Annotated in this window: 19 protein-coding genes and 1 pseudogene; all 20 read left to right on the forward strand. The window is 70.9% G+C overall.

Translation table 11 applies throughout. From position 1 onward, the window contains the following. Positions 1-80 precede the first annotated feature (80 nt). The 20 genes and pseudogenes from ACQP2X_RS39550 (at position 81) to ACQP2X_RS39645 (ending at position 17,838) form a co-directional block, all read left to right on the forward strand. The gene (locus tag ACQP2X_RS39550; RefSeq protein ID WP_498690702.1) at positions 81-869 is read left to right on the forward strand and encodes a hypothetical protein; all 789 of its coding nucleotides are present in this window, start codon (positions 81-83) and stop codon (positions 867-869) included. Between the two features lie 326 nt (positions 870-1,195). Further along, positions 1,196-1,384 (forward strand): hypothetical protein, encoded by a 189-nt coding sequence (locus ACQP2X_RS39555; RefSeq protein ID WP_498690704.1) that lies wholly within the window; start codon positions 1,196-1,198, stop codon positions 1,382-1,384. 70 nt (positions 1,385-1,454) lie between these two features. Beyond that, complete coding sequence (locus ACQP2X_RS39560; protein ID WP_498690707.1) at positions 1,455-2,303, forward strand: hypothetical protein; 849 nt, start codon at positions 1,455-1,457, stop codon at positions 2,301-2,303. Further along, entirely contained in the window at positions 2,300-2,824 is a 525-nt protein-coding gene (locus ACQP2X_RS39565) for a hypothetical protein (protein WP_498690709.1), read from the forward strand. Before ACQP2X_RS39560 ends, ACQP2X_RS39565 begins: the two co-directional genes overlap by 4 nt. A 237-nt stretch (positions 2,825-3,061) precedes the next feature. Further along, a complete protein-coding gene (locus tag ACQP2X_RS39570) occupies positions 3,062-3,661 on the forward strand; it encodes a hypothetical protein (protein ID WP_498690711.1) in 600 nt (199 codons plus the stop codon). A gap of 56 nt (positions 3,662-3,717) precedes the next feature. Continuing rightward, positions 3,718-4,068, forward strand: a complete 351-nt coding sequence (locus ACQP2X_RS39575; protein WP_498690712.1) for a histone-like nucleoid-structuring protein Lsr2 — start codon at positions 3,718-3,720, stop codon at positions 4,066-4,068. Positions 4,069-4,269: 201 nt separating this feature from the next. Further along, positions 4,270-5,115 carry a hypothetical protein gene (locus ACQP2X_RS39580; RefSeq protein WP_498690713.1) on the forward strand — a complete coding sequence of 282 codons (846 nt, stop codon included), beginning with the start codon at positions 4,270-4,272 and terminating at the stop codon, positions 5,113-5,115. Between the two features lie 109 nt (positions 5,116-5,224). Further along, positions 5,225-6,142: a hypothetical protein gene (locus tag ACQP2X_RS39585; protein WP_498690715.1), complete on the forward strand. Its 918-nt coding sequence runs from the start codon at positions 5,225-5,227 to the stop codon at positions 6,140-6,142. A 93-nt stretch (positions 6,143-6,235) separates the two neighbouring features. Continuing rightward, positions 6,236-6,922 (forward strand): diguanylate cyclase domain-containing protein, encoded by a 687-nt coding sequence (locus tag ACQP2X_RS39590; RefSeq protein ID WP_498690718.1) that lies wholly within the window; start codon positions 6,236-6,238, stop codon positions 6,920-6,922. Between the two features lie 820 nt (positions 6,923-7,742). Then, a complete protein-coding gene (locus ACQP2X_RS39595) occupies positions 7,743-8,186 on the forward strand; it encodes a hypothetical protein (protein ID WP_498690719.1) in 444 nt (147 codons plus the stop codon). A 119-nt stretch (positions 8,187-8,305) separates the two neighbouring features. After that, positions 8,306-9,334 carry a VldE C-terminal domain-containing protein gene (locus tag ACQP2X_RS39600; RefSeq protein ID WP_498690720.1) on the forward strand — a complete coding sequence of 343 codons (1,029 nt, stop codon included), beginning with the start codon at positions 8,306-8,308 and terminating at the stop codon, positions 9,332-9,334. A 358-nt stretch (positions 9,335-9,692) separates the two neighbouring features. Further along, the gene (locus ACQP2X_RS39605) at positions 9,693-11,738 is read left to right on the forward strand and encodes an ATP-binding protein (protein WP_498690721.1); all 2,046 of its coding nucleotides are present in this window, start codon (positions 9,693-9,695) and stop codon (positions 11,736-11,738) included. 311 nt (positions 11,739-12,049) lie between these two features. Then, positions 12,050-13,141 (forward strand): DUF4314 domain-containing protein, encoded by a 1,092-nt coding sequence (locus ACQP2X_RS39610; protein WP_498690722.1) that lies wholly within the window; start codon positions 12,050-12,052, stop codon positions 13,139-13,141. A gap of 251 nt (positions 13,142-13,392) precedes the next feature. Beyond that, a pseudogene (locus ACQP2X_RS39615) lies at positions 13,393-14,228 on the forward strand (IS5 family transposase). A gap of 25 nt (positions 14,229-14,253) precedes the next feature. Next, a complete protein-coding gene (locus ACQP2X_RS39620; protein ID WP_498690723.1) occupies positions 14,254-14,391 on the forward strand; it encodes a hypothetical protein in 138 nt (45 codons plus the stop codon). 240 nt (positions 14,392-14,631) lie between these two features. Further along, positions 14,632-15,177 carry a hypothetical protein gene (locus ACQP2X_RS39625; protein ID WP_498690725.1) on the forward strand — a complete coding sequence of 182 codons (546 nt, stop codon included), beginning with the start codon at positions 14,632-14,634 and terminating at the stop codon, positions 15,175-15,177. Positions 15,178-15,203: 26 nt separating this feature from the next. Next, positions 15,204-15,722 (forward strand): hypothetical protein, encoded by a 519-nt coding sequence (locus ACQP2X_RS39630; RefSeq protein ID WP_498690727.1) that lies wholly within the window; start codon positions 15,204-15,206, stop codon positions 15,720-15,722. A gap of 152 nt (positions 15,723-15,874) precedes the next feature. Continuing rightward, positions 15,875-16,195 carry a hypothetical protein gene (locus ACQP2X_RS39635; RefSeq protein ID WP_498690729.1) on the forward strand — a complete coding sequence of 107 codons (321 nt, stop codon included), beginning with the start codon at positions 15,875-15,877 and terminating at the stop codon, positions 16,193-16,195. Further along, on the forward strand, positions 16,192-16,551 hold the full coding sequence (locus tag ACQP2X_RS39640; protein ID WP_498690731.1) for a hypothetical protein: 360 nt from the start codon (positions 16,192-16,194) through the stop codon (positions 16,549-16,551). Before ACQP2X_RS39635 ends, ACQP2X_RS39640 begins: the two co-directional genes overlap by 4 nt. A 171-nt stretch (positions 16,552-16,722) precedes the next feature. Then, complete coding sequence (locus tag ACQP2X_RS39645; protein WP_498690733.1) at positions 16,723-17,838, forward strand: AAA family ATPase; 1,116 nt, start codon at positions 16,723-16,725, stop codon at positions 17,836-17,838. The last annotated feature ends 2 nt before the right edge of the window (positions 17,839-17,840 follow it).

The following is a 17,840-nucleotide window of genomic DNA, read 5'->3' on the forward strand; positions in this document are numbered from 1 at the left end:
CACCTCACGCGAGGACGACAACCGCCGTCATCGCGCCCCCGTTTAGCCGTCCTCGCCGATCTCAAACCCAAGGAGACACCATGCCCCAGCACTGGTTCCGACTCGACGACGTGGCGCCGCTGACCGCCCACGCGCTCGGCTGCCAGGAGCACACCATCACCCGCGCCGAGACCCTCGCCGGCGCCAATACCGGACCAGCGTTGATCTTCAGCAGCACCCGCGGAAGTGCGACCCTGCGCTCCAACGGCAACCCCGCCTGGTACGACAACGACGGCGGCCAGCACGCCGCTTACGCCACCGCCTGGCGGCACAGCCCGACCGGGCGGACCAGCCACGCCCACCTCAGCGACTACGCGTACGCCTTCCTGCCGCTCACCCGCCAGGCCATCCACCTAATATCCCAGGCCTGTGCCGCCGGCGATAGCTGGATCAGCCTGAACATCGATCCCCGCGACAGGCACCTGATCAGCCCGTACGCGATCCGCACCGCCGCCGGCCGCGACGACCTCGTTCCCGCCGACGCCCGTTGGCGCCCCGCGATCGTCAGCTGCCCGGAACTCGGCGACGGCGCCTACCCCGCCCAGATCGCCGACGGCTACACCACCAGCAGCGGCGCCGTGCTGCCCCGCTTCGCCCGCGACACCATCACCCGCATCGCGGCCGACCTCGACCAACTGCGGGCCGCCGCGATGCTCCCCGGCACCTACCCGATCCTGCGGCTGAGCGGCGACGACCTCGCCGTCCTGCACGAACAGCCCTACGACGGCAACTGGACCTGGCGGCAGATCGACCGGCCGCGCCCCGACCGCGACGGCCTGTTTCCCCTCGGCGCCTACCAATGGGCCTGGGAAACCGTGGACCAGCCCTAGCCCATCACCGCGTTCACGCGCCGTCCGCCGGCTGCGGCACCGCGGGGCGGCACCCGGGGCTCCCGCAGCCGCCAGCGCGGCGCCGCTACCAGCGCCACGTCCACCCACGTGCCCAAGCGCCTCATCGCCGTTCGTGCGACGGAGTGAAACACCAGCGGATAAGGACCACGCGATGACCCAACCCCCGAACCAGCCCACCGGCGCCAACGACGAAACCGACGGCAGCGCCAGCCGTTCGCTCAACAAGCCTGAGGCGCAGGCCCAGGCCGGCCCGCTCGAGCCGCCACCAGGTGGGCGGCTGATCGCCGCGACCGAAAGCGATCGAATTGATCGTCACCGGCAACCATTCCCAAAGCGCAACCGGCAACGTGGCCCTCGATATCGCCATCATCGACGCCTTGCGCGCCGGCGTCCTGATCGCCTGCCGACTGCCCGACGACCGGCTCGCGTTCACCCCTGCCCTGCCGATGGCACCACCGGCCGAACCCGGGTCACGTGACCCCGGCCGGTCCTGACATCACCGAGCCCGGGCCGAACGGCACCTCTCGCCGGCTGTCCTCCCTCACTCCCTGGAGCGCTGATCCCATGATGCACCGACTGTGGTTCCTGCTCGACGACGTCCTGCCGCTGGCCGAACACGCCATCAACTGCCGCGCCCACGAACCCGCCACCGATATCCCCGTCGACGTCGGCCCGGCCAGGCCCGCCCTGATCTGGGCCGGCACCAGCTCCCTCGACCTGCTCACCTCCACCGGCCTGCCGACCTGGTACGGCAAAGGCGGCACCCCGCACGCCGCCGAAGCGCACGCCTGGCGCGACCCGCACGGCCGCTACCAAACCGCCGGCCAGGACGGATACACCACCGCCTACCTGCCCCTGACCGACGCCTGCGGCAGGCCCGGCCCGGCCATCACCCTGCTCCGCGCCGGCGCGCACAGCGGACACGGATGGCTCACCCTGGACATCGACCCCGCCGACAAACACCTGATAGGCGCCTACCGGCTGCACGCGGTGCCCGAACGCGACAAGACGCTGCCGCCCGACGCCACCTGGCGGCACGGCACGGTGACCTGCCCGCAGGTCAACGGGCGCACCTACCCCGCCCTGATCGCGAACTACACCAGCAACGGCGGTGACCTGCTGGCCCGGTTCACCCGCGCCACCGCCGAGCAGATCGCCGACGAACTGCGGGACATGCCCGAGGTCAGACGACCGGCCGGCTCCTACCCAGCCGGTCGTTCCCGCGTGAGGCTGGACTGGAACGGCGACGCCCTCACCATCCACCGGCTCGGCCCCGGGCAGGCGCTGACACACCGCATCACCGACCGGGTCACTCCCGACCGCGACGGACATTACTGGCTGGGCGCGTACGTGTGGCCGTGGCAGCGCACCGCCGGGCAGGCGGCCAGCAGGCGGCTGGCATGGGCAGCGTGACGTTCTACCAGTACACCGAGGGCGTCGACCCCGACGCCGCCTTCCGGATCGCCCGCGAAAAGGCCGTGCACGAGTACGGCCCGGGCGGCTACAGCGGCACCATCGCGGAGAAGGACAGCTATGTGATCGTCACCAGCCGGCTGCTGACCAAGCGGGAAGCGTCGCAACTGGCCGGTGACCTCATCGACCGTGACGATCCGCGGTTCATCGACAAGTGGGGACCGGCCGGGGCCATCCCCATCAAGGGCAAGAGCCGCACCATCGAGGTTGCGGGCCTGCCACAACCCGGACGCGGCACCACACTGCAAGGTGACGAGCTCGACGCGGTCATCCAAACCGCCCGTCGTCGGCGGCAGCTCACCGCCGACGACATTGTCACCGCCGCCGGGTGGAGCTGGCCGGCCGGACAAGGAACACCGGCGACCGGATCAGCATGGCTGACCGCGCAGCCCAACCCCGCCGTGCTGGCCGCGCAGACGCTGCCTGACGGGTGGCTGTTCTTCGGCTGGGCCAGCCACTAGAACCGGCCGCCGCTCACACCGGCAGCACCCCGCCAGCCCGGCCCGCGTAGCCGCGCTTCGCCGCGCGGCCCACATGGCCATCTTTGACCCTCCTCCTCGGCCGTCGCGCGGCTAACCGTCGCGACGCGCTCTGGGCAAGGTCCAGACGGCTACCTGAGCGGCGCCAACGTGCAGCTGTGGCGGTACCCCCAGCGCACCGACAGCCAGCGATCACCTCAAATATGGAGAGGACCCATCGTGCAACCGCAACCGATCCTCCTACCGCACAGCGGACTCACCGTCCCCGACGCCAGATACACGGTGACTTCCTACCAGGGGCACCAGACCCACGACGGTGTCGCCTTCACCGCCACGCTGCGGCTGAACAGGAAGATCATCGGCCGCGTCGAGAACGAGGGCCGAGGCGGTCCGGACACCTTCTTCCCGAACACCGCCGGCCGCATGCAAGAACAGCGCGACGCCCTGGAGGCGTTCGCCGCCGGCTGCACCGACGCGCGCGGCGTCACCTGCGACGTGGAGCTGCTGCTCGGCGACCTGATCACCGAGTACGAGACCAGCCGCGCGATCGCCCGCGCCGCCAAACGCGGCAACACCCTGCTGCGCCTCCTGGAGGACCACGAGTTCGGCGACGGCCCGATGGGCTGGCCCTCCGCGACCGCCACCACCGAAGTCCGCCCGGCGTGGGCCGCCGACCGCCAGCGGCTACGCGCGCACCTGCTCGGCGATCCGGAGCTCGCCCCGCCCGCCCTCGCCTGGTGGCAAATCTGGGACGCCGACTCCAGCCGCTGGATCGACGTGACCGGCCGCCCCGCTCACCTGCTCAGCGATCGCCACTGAACAGGACGCGTGCGCCGTCCGGCCCACCAACAAACAAACCACAAGGAGAAAAGACCGTGGCAACCCGTATCCAACGCATCGTCGAGGACGATCTCGACCACAGCACCGACGGGATCGGCACCTACCGGTTCGCCCTCGAAGGCACCGAATACGAGATCGACCTCGCCGAGCACAACCTCGAGCGGCTGCGCGCCGCAGTGCGCCCGTTCATCGCCGCCGGCCGGCGGCTACCGAAAAGCCCAGCCCGCAGAACCGGCCGAGCAGCACCGGCCGCGAAGGCCGACACCGGAATTCGGCAGTGGTGGCGTGAGCACCAGGCCAACCTCGACCTACCGGGATACAACGCCCGCGGCGCCATCCCGAACCAGGTGAAGGCCGCCTTCCGCGACTGCACCACGCAGCCCTAACCGACACACCCCGGGCCGAGCCAGGCGACGACGGTCCTTGGCCGCCTGACGCCGCCGCAGGAATCCCCGTCTGATCGTCACTCTCGCTACGGCCCCTGCCCGGCCCGGCGCGCCACCGCGCGCCACCTCCCTCAGTTCCGGGCGTGGCCGCACGGCCATGCCCGGAACTCCCTCACACCTTCACGGTGAAGGAGATCGACCATGGCACCTGCACAACCGCCCGTGGAACACACAACCGGCACCGACTCGGCGGGCCGGCTCTGGTTCCACCTCGATGAGGTTCTACCTCTCGCCGTGCACGCCGTCAGCACCCCCCGGCACGGGCTCACCACAGCCGGGCTGCTGGCCGGCGCACCGCTGCTGCCGGTGCTCGTCTGGCAGGCCGAACCCGACGGTGACACCCTGACCTCCAACGGCCTGCCCGCCTGGCACGACCGCGACGGCCGCGAGCACGCCGCCCACGCCCGCCGCTGGCAGCGTTCCGGCGCCGACGCCGGCACGACGGGCAGCGACCGCTGCGGGTTACTGCCGTTGCGCGGCGTTCCGGGCGCCCAGTTCCACCTCATCGACTGGCTACGACAGGCCCACACCCGGAGCGCGCACTGGCTCAGCATCGCTCCCAACCAGCACCCGCAGATCAGCCCGGACCAGGTCGAGGTCAGCGAGCAGCGCGGGGATCTCTACCCGCCGGACGCGACGTGGGTCCAGGCCATCGTGGCGTGCGTGCCGCTGACCGGCAGCGGAAGATATCCGGCGCTGGTCGCCGACGGCTACCACAGCAACCACGGCGGCGGCCTCCTCGCCCGGTTCGACCGGGCCACCGCCGATCAGATGATGGAGCACCTGCGTCGCGCGCGGCCCAAGCGCGGCTCCGTGCCCGACGCCTACCCGGTGCTGCGGTTCTCCGGTGACCGCATCGAGGTCTACGCCGAAGGCGTCGACGGCTTCCCCGGCCTGCGCCGTTACGACGTCATCGGCCCGGACCCCGACGGCCGGTACCCGCTCGGCGCGCACCTGTGGCCCTGGCTGCGCCTGGACAACCTGTGACGGCTGCCCACGCCGAACCCGAGACGGGCATGCGACTTGATCAATGCCTTGTTCGAAGCGTGAATGCAGTGCACCTCTTGCCAGCCGCTGACATAGAAAGGGAACCGCGATGACCGACGAACCCTCCGGCACGGTGGCCGAGGAGTCCGCCGCGGCGCCGACAGCGAACAGCAACTTCGCCGTCCTGGCCGCGATCGCCGATCTCGGCCAGGACGCCACCCCCGCCGCGATCGCCAAGAAGGTCGGAATCGCCTACTCCACGGTGAACCCCAAGCTCCGCGCCTGGGAAACCGCCGGACTGGCCGAACGGTTCCGGCCCGACAGCGGCCAGACCCTGTGGCGGCTGACCGACGCCGGCCGGGCCAGCACCGCCACCCCGCGCCAGTTCACCGCCACCGCCGAACCCGCCGAACCCACTGCAGACACCGCCGTACAGGCCGCCCGCAGTGCCTCCCCGCCTCCCTCGGAGGCGGAGCCTTCCCCAGCGACGGCCATCAAAGCTGCCCCCGACGGTGCCGGCCAGGAGCCGGCGACCGCCTTCGCGCCTGTTGCGGCAGGCACCGACACGTCCGCTCCGGAGCCGACCACGGTGGACATGCCCTCCGGCGGCGAGCTCAGCAGCGACGAGGTGCCCGCTGACAACACCGACGACGCTGTCAGCGGCACCGGCGAGCCCGTCACCGTTTCCGATCCCGCGACGGCCGCTGCCGACCAGGCGACCGAACCCGACGACGGCCACGAAGCCGATGCCGGCACGAGCGCGGCCGCTGCGGCGCCGGCCACACGCCGACGTCCCAAGGGCGCTCTGCAGGCCAGTGCGCTAGCCGTCCTGCAGGCGCACCCCGACGGCGAGTACACGGTGGACGCGGTGAAGAAGATGATCGACCAGGCCGACGCGAAGACCGGCTACCCGCGCGCCAGCCACGGCGCCGTCTCCAACGCCCTCGACAAGTTGGAAGCCGACGCCGCCGTCGTGCGGGTCGACGACCGCAAGGTTGTGACGTTCCGGCTCACGCTCGCCGGCTGAGACAAACCCCGTTTCATGCAGCCCGGGACGGGCGTTCGAGGCGTGGCCAACACGCCCGTCCCGGTGCTCCTTAACCGCGAAGGAGCGATCCCGTTGTCCCCGACCTGGACCATGATCCTCACTGCACTCGGCGGCGTCCTCGCCGGCTTCGCCCTCACCGCAGCCCTGCTGTACCGGCGGCTCGACCGGCTCGATGCCGCCCGACGGGAAACCATAGCCGCCGAGCAACGCGCCGCGAACGCCGAAAAGATGGCCCGCCGCGACGACACCACCGGCCTGCCCAACCGGCGCGCCGTCCTCGAGCACCTCGAGCGGGCACTCGCCGCCGGCACCCCGGTCGGCGTGGTAATGCTCGACCTCGACGACTTCAAAACCGTCAACGACACCCTCGGGCACGAGGCGGGCAACGACCTGCTCACCGCGGTCGGCCTGCGCCTGGCCGAGCTGCCGGCGCCGGTGCGGCTCGCCGCGCGGCTCTCCGGCGACGAGTTCGTCCTGCTCGTCGCCGGCGACACCGAACAGACCCGCGCGTGCGCCCGCGCCGCCTGGCGGGCGATCACCAGCACCCCGATCCCGATCGCCGACCGCGCCGAGTGGCAAATCACTGCCAGCGTCGGCTACACCACCACCGGCGCCTCACCGCACGGCCTGCTGCGCGGCGCCGACGAGGCGATGTACCAGGCCAAGCGAGCGGGCGGCGGCGTGTGCAACTCGGCAGCGGCCACACAACCGCCAGACCTGCCGCAGCACGCCCGCTGCCGCGACGCCCACCGGTCCTGACCGAAATCACCCCCTCACCGGCACCACACACGGCTCACTCACGAGGCACCCACGGGCGCGAGCCGCGCCTGTCGACCTAACCGGTGAGCGGGCCAGCGGCTCCCAACCTCCCCGACTTGACCTCTATCGCCAGGCAAGCGTCCATCTGTCATGGTCACCCGTCCGGCGGCCCTGACCAGGTAAGACGTACGCGCCAGGTCCGCTGCCGGACGGTGACCGTCGCATGCCGACGCCTGCCGAAGGAGGTCACCGCTATGGCATCGCCCCATGCCCGCCCCTACGAGAATCCGCCCGCGAACGGGAACGCCTGCGCCACCGACGAGGTCGCCGACCGTCTCCTGTGGGCATTAGCTGTCGCGGTCGCCTCAGCCCACCATGCCGGAGCCGACGGGCTCTGCACGAACCTGCAATGCCGTGGCCAGCGCGCCCCCTGCGGACCCGCTCGCAGCGCCCACGCCGCCGCCGAGCTGGCCCGCCACCCACCAGCTCCACCACCACCAACACCACCGCCGCCAGCGCATCAGCATCCAGCGCGCGGGCGCGCACCCGTGCCCTGCGGGCCGAGCGGCCTCGCGCGACTGACCGACCCGCCGGAGCCCACCACCGCGGTGGATGCCACGACCGGCCCGACGGTCTTCGCGTCGTTTCGGCGGCCCCTCGCCGCAGCCACCCGGCGCCGTCAGGCGAACCACCTCTGAACTTTCGTGCCCACCGGCACCCTCGCCGCCACGCCGCCCATCCGGGCGGCGTGGCCATCAACCGTGCCCGCCAAAGCGGCGGGGCCACTCGCACCTCCGACGCGAACCGAGGAGAAACAACCGTGAGCACCTACAGCTACGTCGGCGTCCACGACCCCGATCAGCCCGGCCACGTCCGCCTGCGCTACGTCCACAGCGGCGTCAACCGCTGGTTCATGATCGCCACGCTGCGAACTATTTGGGCCAATGCGGCCGCCGGCGACACCCACCGGCTGGCCACCATGCTGCTCGCATACGACTGGGACTACCTCGACCCGGCCGTCACCGACAGCAGCACGCCGGCGTTCGCCGGCGGACAGCTGATCGCTGGCGTGGGAAGGACACTGGCCGCGGGTACCGCCGGTGGGCTTCCTCTCCTGCCACACCAGCCGGTCACCGTTGTCGCCCTCGCCGCCACTGCCCACCTCGACGCCCAGTGGATCTACTTGCTCGACCCCGGCACCGACACGCTCACGGTGCACACCAGCGGCGGCGACCTGGTCAGCCGCGAGCCGCTCGCGTCATGAGCCGCCACCTCGCGGGAAGCCCCGCGCCCGGACCGGCCATACGGCGGGCCCGCCCGCAGCGGACCGGTGGCCACCGCGTCCTGTCCGGCAACGGCACCGCAGGGCCCAGGTGACCGGCGATGATCTCTCGTGCCATCGGCGGGATCGCGGTCGCGGTCACCGTCGTGCTGCTGGGCTGCTCCGGCCTGCTGCTCGGCATGCTCGGGGGCGGCGGCGGAAATGCGTCGTTGAGCTGTCTGCCCGCCGCTGTGTCACCGACCGGTTCCCCCGCCTCCGGCAGCGGCGCCGCGGGTGCGGCGCCTGAACCGATCAGCGGGTGGGACGCCGAGCAGGTCGCCAACGCGGCGATCATCGTCGCGGTCGGCCAGCACATGCAGATCCCTGCCCGCGGCCAGGTGATCGCGGTAGCCACCGCCATGCAGGAGTCATCGCTGATCAACCTGCCCGGCGGAGACCGCGACTCGGTCGGGCTCTTCCAGCAACGCCCGAGCCAGGGCTGGGGCTCGCCCGCCCAGCTGCAGGACCCGCACTACGCGGCGACCTCGTTCTACACCAAGCTGCTGGCCGTTGCCGGCTGGCAGACGATGACCGTGGCACAGGCGGCGCAGACGGTGCAGATCAGCGCCTACCCGCAGGCCTACGCGAAATGGGAACCGGACGCCGTACAACTGGTCAGCGCGGTCACCGGGACCACGATCACCTGCCCGGCGATCAGCATGGCCGCACCCGCCCCGCGCAACCCCGACGGCTCGCTGCCGGACGAACAGTGCTCCATCCGCCCGGATCCGACCACCGGCGCGGGCTGCCTCACCCCGCGCACGCTGCACCTCGTGGTCCAGGCCGACGCCGCCGGTTTCCCGGCTCCGCGCTGCTGGCGCGTCGAGGACCACGGCGAACACCCGCAGGGCCGCGCCTGCGACTGGATGATGACCGCCGACGGTGAAGCCACCGGCAGCCAGAAGGCGCTGGGGGATGCCATGGCGGCCTGGGCGGTCGCCAACGCCCGAACCTTGGCCATCCGGTACGTCATCTGGTTCCGCATGATCTGGACCGACGACGGCCGCGGCTGGCACACCTACAACAACCCATTCGGCGACGACGATCCGGGCGGCTGGCACACCAACCACGTGCACATATCGATGAACTAGAAAGGTTGAAAGTGTTCACCGGCCAGCGAACCGGGCCTCCTACGCCGCGGACCACAGCCAACGAGCCTCACGTCGCGGGTACGCGCCCGGGACGCCTGCCGCGCTGCCCGGAAGCTTCACCACGAAGGTCCCCGGCGCGCGCGGGGCAGTTGCCGCCCCGGCGACGACCGGGCCAAGTGCGCTGACCCTCACCCGCGTTGCTGTACCTGCCGCTTCGCGCCGCCAACACATCAGCGTGCTGTTTTCTGGCGGGCCTTCTGCTGCCCGCGCCCTGAGCCCCGGCTTCGGCCGAGCGCGTTCGTGCGTCGTGAGTCAACGGTGCCGCAAACGAAGCCCCTCTGCATCAAGGAGATCAATCGTGGCCGACCACGATGTCGTCACCATGCCCACCGACCGCCAAGGCGGTACCGACAACACCCTCGCCTACCCGATCTCACCCGACTACGTGAAGTCCTGGACCCCGGTCCGGGCCCTGTGTGAGCTGATCGCCAACGCCCTCGACGAAGACCCGAACGCCCGGGTCAGCTGGGCCGACGGGGTTCTCACCATCGCCGACGACGGTCCCGGCATTCCCGAGGAAGGTCTCGTGCTCGGCCACTCGACGAAGACGGCCGAGCAGATCGGGCAGTTCGGCGAGGGCAAGAAACTCGCCGCGCTGGTCCTGGCCCGCAGCCCAGAGATCGGGCAGGTGCGCTGCGAGACCGTCGGCTACGGGTTCACCCCCAGCGTCGAGCGGCGGCATCTGCTCGGCGGGCTGGTCCCGTCCCGGTCTGCCCAGGGGGCGGAACTGCTCGTCTACCACCTGTACCAAACGGGCCGGACTACAGGCACGGTCTTCACCGTCGAGTGTCCCCGCGAGCTCGCCGACGACGCCATCGGCCGGTTCCGGGCCCTCGCCGAGCCCGGCTACCAGCCGCCGGCCACACCGGGACAGTGCGTGCTCGACGGCACACCGGGCCGGATCTGGATCGGTGGTGTCCTGGTCACCGTCATGCCCGGCCTGCTGGCCTCCTACGACCTGCCACTGGATGCCAAGGGCCTGCAGAACCGCGACCGGACCGTCATCGAAGCCGGTGCCCTGCGCACGGCCGTACGCGCGATGCTCGCCGTCAGCCAGGACGAGCAGGTCATCGACCGGTTCGCGCGGCATGCCCTCGCCGGCGGAAAGCTACGGGAGCCGGAGCAGTTCTTCACCGACATCTACGAGCCCTACCCGCGGGCGGCCTGGCGGCAGTGGGGCCGCGCCCATCTGCCGGCCCACACCTACTACACCGCCAGCGGCGACGAGGAAGCAGCGCTGGACCTGATCGACAAGGGCTACACCGAGGTCACCGCCAAGGGCCTGTCCAGCTACCTGCAGCGGTCGCTGATGACCCTGCTCGGTGTCGAAGTCGCCAAGACCCGCCAGAGTCACCATTACGAACGGACCCGCAACAAGACCACCTGGGTGCCCGACAAACAGCTGAGCGCCGACGAACGCGCCGCGCTGACCACCGGCCGCGATCTGGTCCGCCAGGCGATCGGACCATTCGCGCTGGACCGGGTCCGCGTCTACTCTGCCAGCGAGGAATCACCCTGCGCGGACGGGTTCTACACACCCGTCACCGGCGACACGGCCATCCACCGCGATGCCCTCATCGACCGGCACCGCACCCTGCTGGTTCTCATTCACGAAGCCGCCCACCGCGTCGGGCACCGTGGCGGCGGACGCTGGCTACCAATCGGCGACTACGCCGACCGAACGCGCGGCTTCGAAAACCAGCTCAGCGACTTCGCCGCGCTGCTGCTCGGCTACCTCGCCGACGGCGGGCAACTGCCCGACCCGGTCGCGGCGCCCGAGTCGACCGGCCAGCAGCGGCGCCTGGCGCCCGCCGACGACCCCGCCATCCCCGCGGTCCGCCGCGAGCTGGCTCACCTGATCGCCGACCGACTACCCCAGGCGCTGACCGACGGCGGGTTCCGCGACGACAAGGACATAGTCGCCTCCACCGCTGTCGCACCGAACTTCTGGCGCATCCTGACCAGGCCGAAGGTCGCCGGGCACCCACGACGCAACAGCACCTGGGACTACGACAAGATCGCTCTACTCGCCACGGCGGTCGGCCTGCACCCGCCCGTCGTCTGGCTCGGCTACCACCTCTGCGAAGGACCCACCCAAGGCCGCACCCGCCCCAAGTGGGGCCAGCCCGGCCGCTGGGCGCCCAAGGTTTGCGACGCCATCAACCGCGCCTGCACCGACCTGGAGAGACTCGGTGGCGCCTACGCCGAACAGATCCCCGCGTTGCGTGCCCTGGCCGACGGGACCATCCCAGCCCCCTACGCCGACGACAGCTGGCACGCCCCCGCCCGGCGCCTGCTCGGCCTCGAACGGGAACGGCTCGGCCTCACCAGCGAGAAGGCCTGAACCACCGGCTTTCGGGTCCCGGATCTCGGGCCCGATCACCGGAGCCCGCTTACGGAGCCCGTCTGCCGACCCGATCCTTGGCACGACCGCCGACAGCAGCGACCTGGACTGATTTCGCCGCTGCTTCTCCGGCCATCCGCACGGCCGGCCTGGCTCGAACGCGCTGATGCCCGGCGACCGAATCCGCCGCTACTGGATGAAAGCCGGCGATAGCCACACGCGGGTGGCCGCCGTCCGCGGCTACCCGTCCCTTATCCGCCCAGGCGCGACAGCGCCGGGACCTTCGCTAACGCATTGATGGGAGACATACGGTGAAACCCTTCGTCGCTGGACAACGCGTCGCCGCCGTGATCGACGGTGACATCGCCAGCGCCTTCGGCTACGGCCCGCAGGGCACCGTCGCCGACTACGACCCCGAGCAGCAGGCCCTCGTCGTCGACTGGGACGACGGCACCCAGCAGAGGCTGCCTGCCGAGACCCGGCTCGTCCGGCTGACCTCCAGCTGGACGCTGTCCGCCGGGACCGGCCTGTCCTGGCAGCAGACACTCGACGCGGTCCGCGCCGCCGGGGAGCGCGCCGGTCAGGACGCCGCCGCCTGGTGGTGTCGCCACCACATCGGTCCGGACGCCACGGGCAACCCAAAGGCGGCGGCCCGCAACGCGCTGCTCAACTTCGCCGAGGACTGCCCGGAGATGATCGACGCTCTGCCGATATCGGCCACCCGAAACCAACGCTTCACCGAGCCGCCGACCGAGACGGACCTGCTCACCCTGCGCCACGGCGTGCCCGTCCCCGGCGGCGAGACGGTCAGCTCCGAGCAGCTAAGACAGGCGGTCGACGCCTACACGGAGGCGTTCGACACGGCCTTGCTCGAGCTCGTCGCCGTGCTGTGCCAGCTGGTGGCCAGCCCGACTCGCGACGGCCGGGACCTGTCCCACCTGCACCCGGACCGGTCGCGGGTCGGCCGGTACGCGGTGTTCTCCGGCGAGTGGAACCGCACCGACGACGAAGGACCGGACCGGTATCAGGTCGGGTTCGTCGGCGTGCTGGAGCGGCACTGGAACGGGTGGGCGGTGTTCGCCTGCGACCGCCCGGTCCTCGAGCAGATCGTCGCCGAGCGGGCCGCCGACCGCGAGGCCGACCGGAACAGCGTTCTGAGCCCGGCCGAGCAGGACCGCGAACTGGACCCGACGTGGGGCCGCACCTACTTCGACGGCGATGTCCTCGTCGTCGACCGGCGGATCATGCAGGGCGACCCGGAAGCCATCGAACGCAGCACCGCCCGCACCGACGGGCGGTGGTCGGTGCGGTCCATGAACCTGTGCTGGGACGTGGTCGACCCCGCTCGCTGCGACCGCATCATCGGTGACCTGCCGGCCGCCGGTCAAGAGCAGGCATGGTGACCATGCGGCACACCCCGCGCCTGCACGTGCCGAACTACGGGCTGCGGATCGGCTCCGTCTCACGGCGCAGCAGGGACAACGGGGACGCGGTCACTGCCCAACTCACCGCCAACGGGCCGATCGTCAGCAGGCGGCGACGACGGCCTGACCGAGCCGTTCTCCCCAAACCAGTTGTTCGGCTAGGGAGCGTCTCTTGGATCAGGGTGGCTCGTTGAGCGAGCGTGCCGGTTCGTCGATGGATCTCTGATGACATGTGGGCTCGGATCGAGCCGTATCTGCCGGACCGGTCGCCGCAGCGCGGCGGCCGGTGGGCCGATCACCGCCAGGTGATCGAGGCGATCGCGTGGAAATACCGCACCGGCTCTCCGTGGCGGGATCTGCCTGACGAGCTGGGTTCGTGGAAGGGCGCCTACTCCCGGTTCCGCCGATGGACGCTGGACGGCACCTGGCAGAACCTGCTGACCGCGGTGCAAGCTGACGCCGACGCCGCCGGCGAACTGGACTGGCTGATCACCGCGGTCGACTCGACCGTGGTCCGGGCTCACCAGCATGCTGCCGGGCTCCGGCCGGGAAAAGATCACGACGCCACGAACCGGCCGACCACAGCCTCGGCCGGTCCCGCGGCGGCTTGACCACGAAAGTCCACCTCGCCGCGGAGTCACGCTGCCGGCCGATGAGCTTGCTGGTCACCGCGGGGCAGGCAGGTGACGCACCTCAGTTTGAAGCCGTCATGGATGCGATTGCCGTGCCCCGCCGTGGCCCCGGACGCCCACGTCAACGCCCCCACCGGGTTCTTGCCGATAAGGCGTACTCGTCGCGGGCGATCCGGTCTTGGCTGCGCCGACGCGGCATCCGTGCCACCATTCCGCAGCCTTCCGACCAGCAAGCCCACCGTCGGCGACGCGGCCGCCAGGGCGGCCGGCCACCCGCCTTCGACCAGCAGCACTACCACCAGCGCAACGTCGCCGAACGCTGCATCAACCGGCTCAAACAGTGGCGCGGCCTGGCCATGCGCACCGACAAACTCGCCGTGCACTACCAGGCCGCACTCACTCTCGCCGGGATCCTGCTCTGGACCAAGCCATGATCCGAGAGACGCTCCCTAGCGGCGCATGCACGCCTACCGGACCGCCAGCCGCCACCACGGCGAACCGGCCGACGAGGACCGGCCGCTGGACGCCCTCGTCACCGACGCCGAACTTGACAAGGCCATCGCCGGCTGCAGTCCGTCGCGACGCTGGCCGGGCTGATCGACGTCTGCCACAACACCGGCGACACCCAACCGGTAGCCACCGCACCGCGCAACCAAGGCGGCGAGCGCCTGCTCGCCGCGACGTTGCCGCCCGGCCGTACCGGTACCCGCTGGCAGGTCTGGTCCTGCCAGGTCCGGTCGGACCTCTCACAAAGCTGACCCGCCGGCCACCGAGAAGGACAGGAGAACCCCCGTGAAAAACCAGCCGTGGCAACGTAGGACGCCGCCCAACCTCGCGATGCCGCACCCCGACGGCTGCGGCATCGTCCGCAACAACCACCCTGAACAAGCCGCTGACGCCGACACGGCCCGCCCGACGCCGACGGTCGACCCTGCACGTGAACCCGCCGACGTGGAGGCGCGCTGGCAGGCGACGCTGCAGCGGTTGCGTGACGCCGCCGCCGAAGCCGGCCGTCACGCCGCCGGCTGGTGGGAACAAGACGCCATCGGCGGCCGAGCCACAGGCGATGTCCGGGCCACCGCCGCCCGCGTTCTCGCCGGGATCGACGACGGCGATCCCGCAGTGCTCGACCTACTGCCCCGCCTGAACGATCCCGGTCGGCGGGAAGACGACCTCAGCGCGGCCGAGCGGTACACGGCCGCAACCGGACCGGCCGACACCACCTGGGCGGTACTCGACGAGCCCCGCCGTGACGAAGCAACCGACGCCTACCGCGACGCCTTCGACACCACGGCCCTCGACCGAATCACCGCCCTGTGCCGGCAGGTGGCGCAGCCCGAACCGCCGCACCGAACCTCCGGCACCGAACCGACCTGCGACTGACCGCCTCACGAGACAGGAGGACACTCATGACCGAACCGAGCGCCGCCTCTAGCGGCGACGAGACAACCGACCCGGGCTGGATCATCCGCTGGCTGCAGCCCGGCGATCTCTTCCGAGACGATCCCCTCGCCGAGGGGCAGACCGGCATCGAGCTGTTCGACGGCAGCATCTACGTCGACAACCGGACTGGGCTCACCGCTCTGGGCCACGCCATCGTGCAGCACCTCAGCGCGCCCGACGCCGACACCATCGCCGCCGCCGGACTTGACCCGACAGCCGCTCCCAGACCCACCTGGCCCGACGTCGCCCGGGCCGCCCTCGCGAATCGGACCGTCTACGTCGCCACCACCGACACTCCGCACTACTCGTGGACCGGGATCGGTGCCACCGCCAGGCAGGCACGCGACGCGCTGATGGCCGCGTGGCACGCCCATGCCAAGGCCACCGGAGCCGACCCCGCCTACCTCCAACGCGACACGCTCAACGTCATCCATGGCGCCCCCGGGCAAGGCTTCCGCGATTACGACGTACTGCCCGAAACCTGACGACAGTCGCGCCACGCCACGGGCCCGCCTCCGACCAACCCGCAGGGCGGGGCCCGTGGCCTGTGACAGGCACAGGACGCGAAAACGATACGGCCGGGGCAGAACCTGAAACCGCGGGCCAAGTCACCTGTACGACAAGCAGAGGAACCTCGATGACCATGATCGTTTCTCTGATGGCGGTGCTCGTCTCGGCGAGCGCCACGATCGACGCGCATCTCGCCGCGCCCTCGCAGCTCCTACCCCACCGGCTCGACGCGGAATTCGCCGGCGCTTGGCATTCCGACTACAACCCCGCCGACTGCGAGTCCACCGGCGGCGGGCGCCGGCTGATCGGCGCCGGCCGTGCGAGCAGGTGGGGCGAATTGCGGGGCACCATGCGTAACACCCGACGCGGGCGCCTGGATCGGCCGCTACGGCTACGGCAGCTCTGGTTCAGCCTCGGTGACGAACCCCGACCGGTGTCGCCGCGATGACCGGGCCGGACGACCTGTCGGTCGGCGACCTCGAGACGATGCGCAGCCGGCTGCTGGCCCGGATGTGTGACACCTGCGTGTTCCGGCCGGGCAACCTCATGCGTCTGCAGCAGGGCAGGCTACGCGATCTGGTCGAGCAGGCCCGAGCGGCGGAAAGCTTTATCGTCTGTCACAGCACCCTGCCCAGTGGGGCAGTCGAGGGCGTGAAACCGGCGATCTGCCGTGGATTCGCCGACCGGTACAGCACTCAGGCGCTGCAGGTCATCGAGCGGCTCTTCGGCTTCACCGAAGTCGAACCGCCACCAAGCCCACCAACTAACCGCTTCCCCGACCGACCCGGCACCGCGAACACGTAGGACGCGGACGGGTCGTCACAACGGAAACACGAACCGAGGTGGCGTCCGGCGTCCCTGATCAACTCGATCCGGGGTGTCCACGACGATCCACCGTCTCCGCTGCGCTGCAGGCTTGCGCACCCGGAGACGGGTGCGCAGGCCTGTCCGCATTTTCGGAAAGGCCACGATCCTTTGACGACACCACCAGCCACCTCCAGCCCCAGTCCCGGCCCGGCCCCCGGCGGGTCGGGATACCTGTATCGCAAGGTCGCCCTGCACCTTCGCGACCGCCCCGACGAACTGTTCAAGGTCGGCGAGATCACCAAAGCCATCGGAGCACCGTCGACCGGCGCGGTCTTCGAAGTGGGCAAGAAGATGGCGGCTGCCGGGCACGCCACCCACCACACCAACCCGCACCGATTCCAGATCACCGCCGAGGGGATCGCTGCCGCCGGCAGCCTCCCGCCCGCCACCGGCGGCCCCCGCACCGGCTCCGGCCGGCGGGCCGGGAAACCGGCACCGATCATCCGCCCCAGCGGGCAGACCTACTACCCGCGCCGGCTCGGCGGCGACTGGGACATCGAGGTGCTGCGCAAACTCCGCAAGCGACAGGTGCCGGCACTGCTGTACGGGCCGCCGGGCACCGGCAAAACCGCGATGCTGGAGGCCGCCTTCAACGACCTACTCACCGTCGCGGGCACCGGCGACACGATCGTCGATGACTTCCTCGGCTCCTACGCCCCGCTGCCCGGCGGCGGCTACGACTTCGTCTACGGCCCCCTCGTGCAGGCGATGCGCGAAGGCCGGGCGCTGCTCGTCGACGACGCCACCCTCATCCCACCCCGGGTGCTCGCCGTGCTCTACCCGGTGATGGACGGCCGCGGCAAGGCCACTGTCACCACGCCGAACGGCACCGAGATCGTGGCCGCCGAAGACGGGTTCTACGTGTGCGGCGGCCACAACCCCGGCGTGCACGGGGCCGTCCTCACCGAAGCCCTCAGCAGCCGGTTCACCGTGCAGATCGAGGTCACCACCGACTGGGATCTGGCCCGCAGCCTCAGAGTTCCTAAGCCGGTCGTCGACGCGGCGATCGACCTCAACGCCGAACTGGTCGCCGGCCGGATCGGGTGGGCGCCGCAACTGCGCGAGCTCCTGGGCTTCGTCACGGTCAAGGACACCCTCGGCATGACCGCCGCCCTGTCGAACCTGGCCGGCGTCGCCCCTGACGACTGCCGTGCCGAGGTCACCTCCGCGCTGTCGCGGCACACCGGCAGACCGATCGCCGCTCTCGCTCTCGGCACCCGTTGACC

The organism is Actinoplanes sp. CA-131856 (assembly GCF_050956135.1).
In the GTDB taxonomy this organism is placed as follows: domain Bacteria; phylum Actinomycetota; class Actinomycetes; order Mycobacteriales; family Micromonosporaceae; genus Actinoplanes.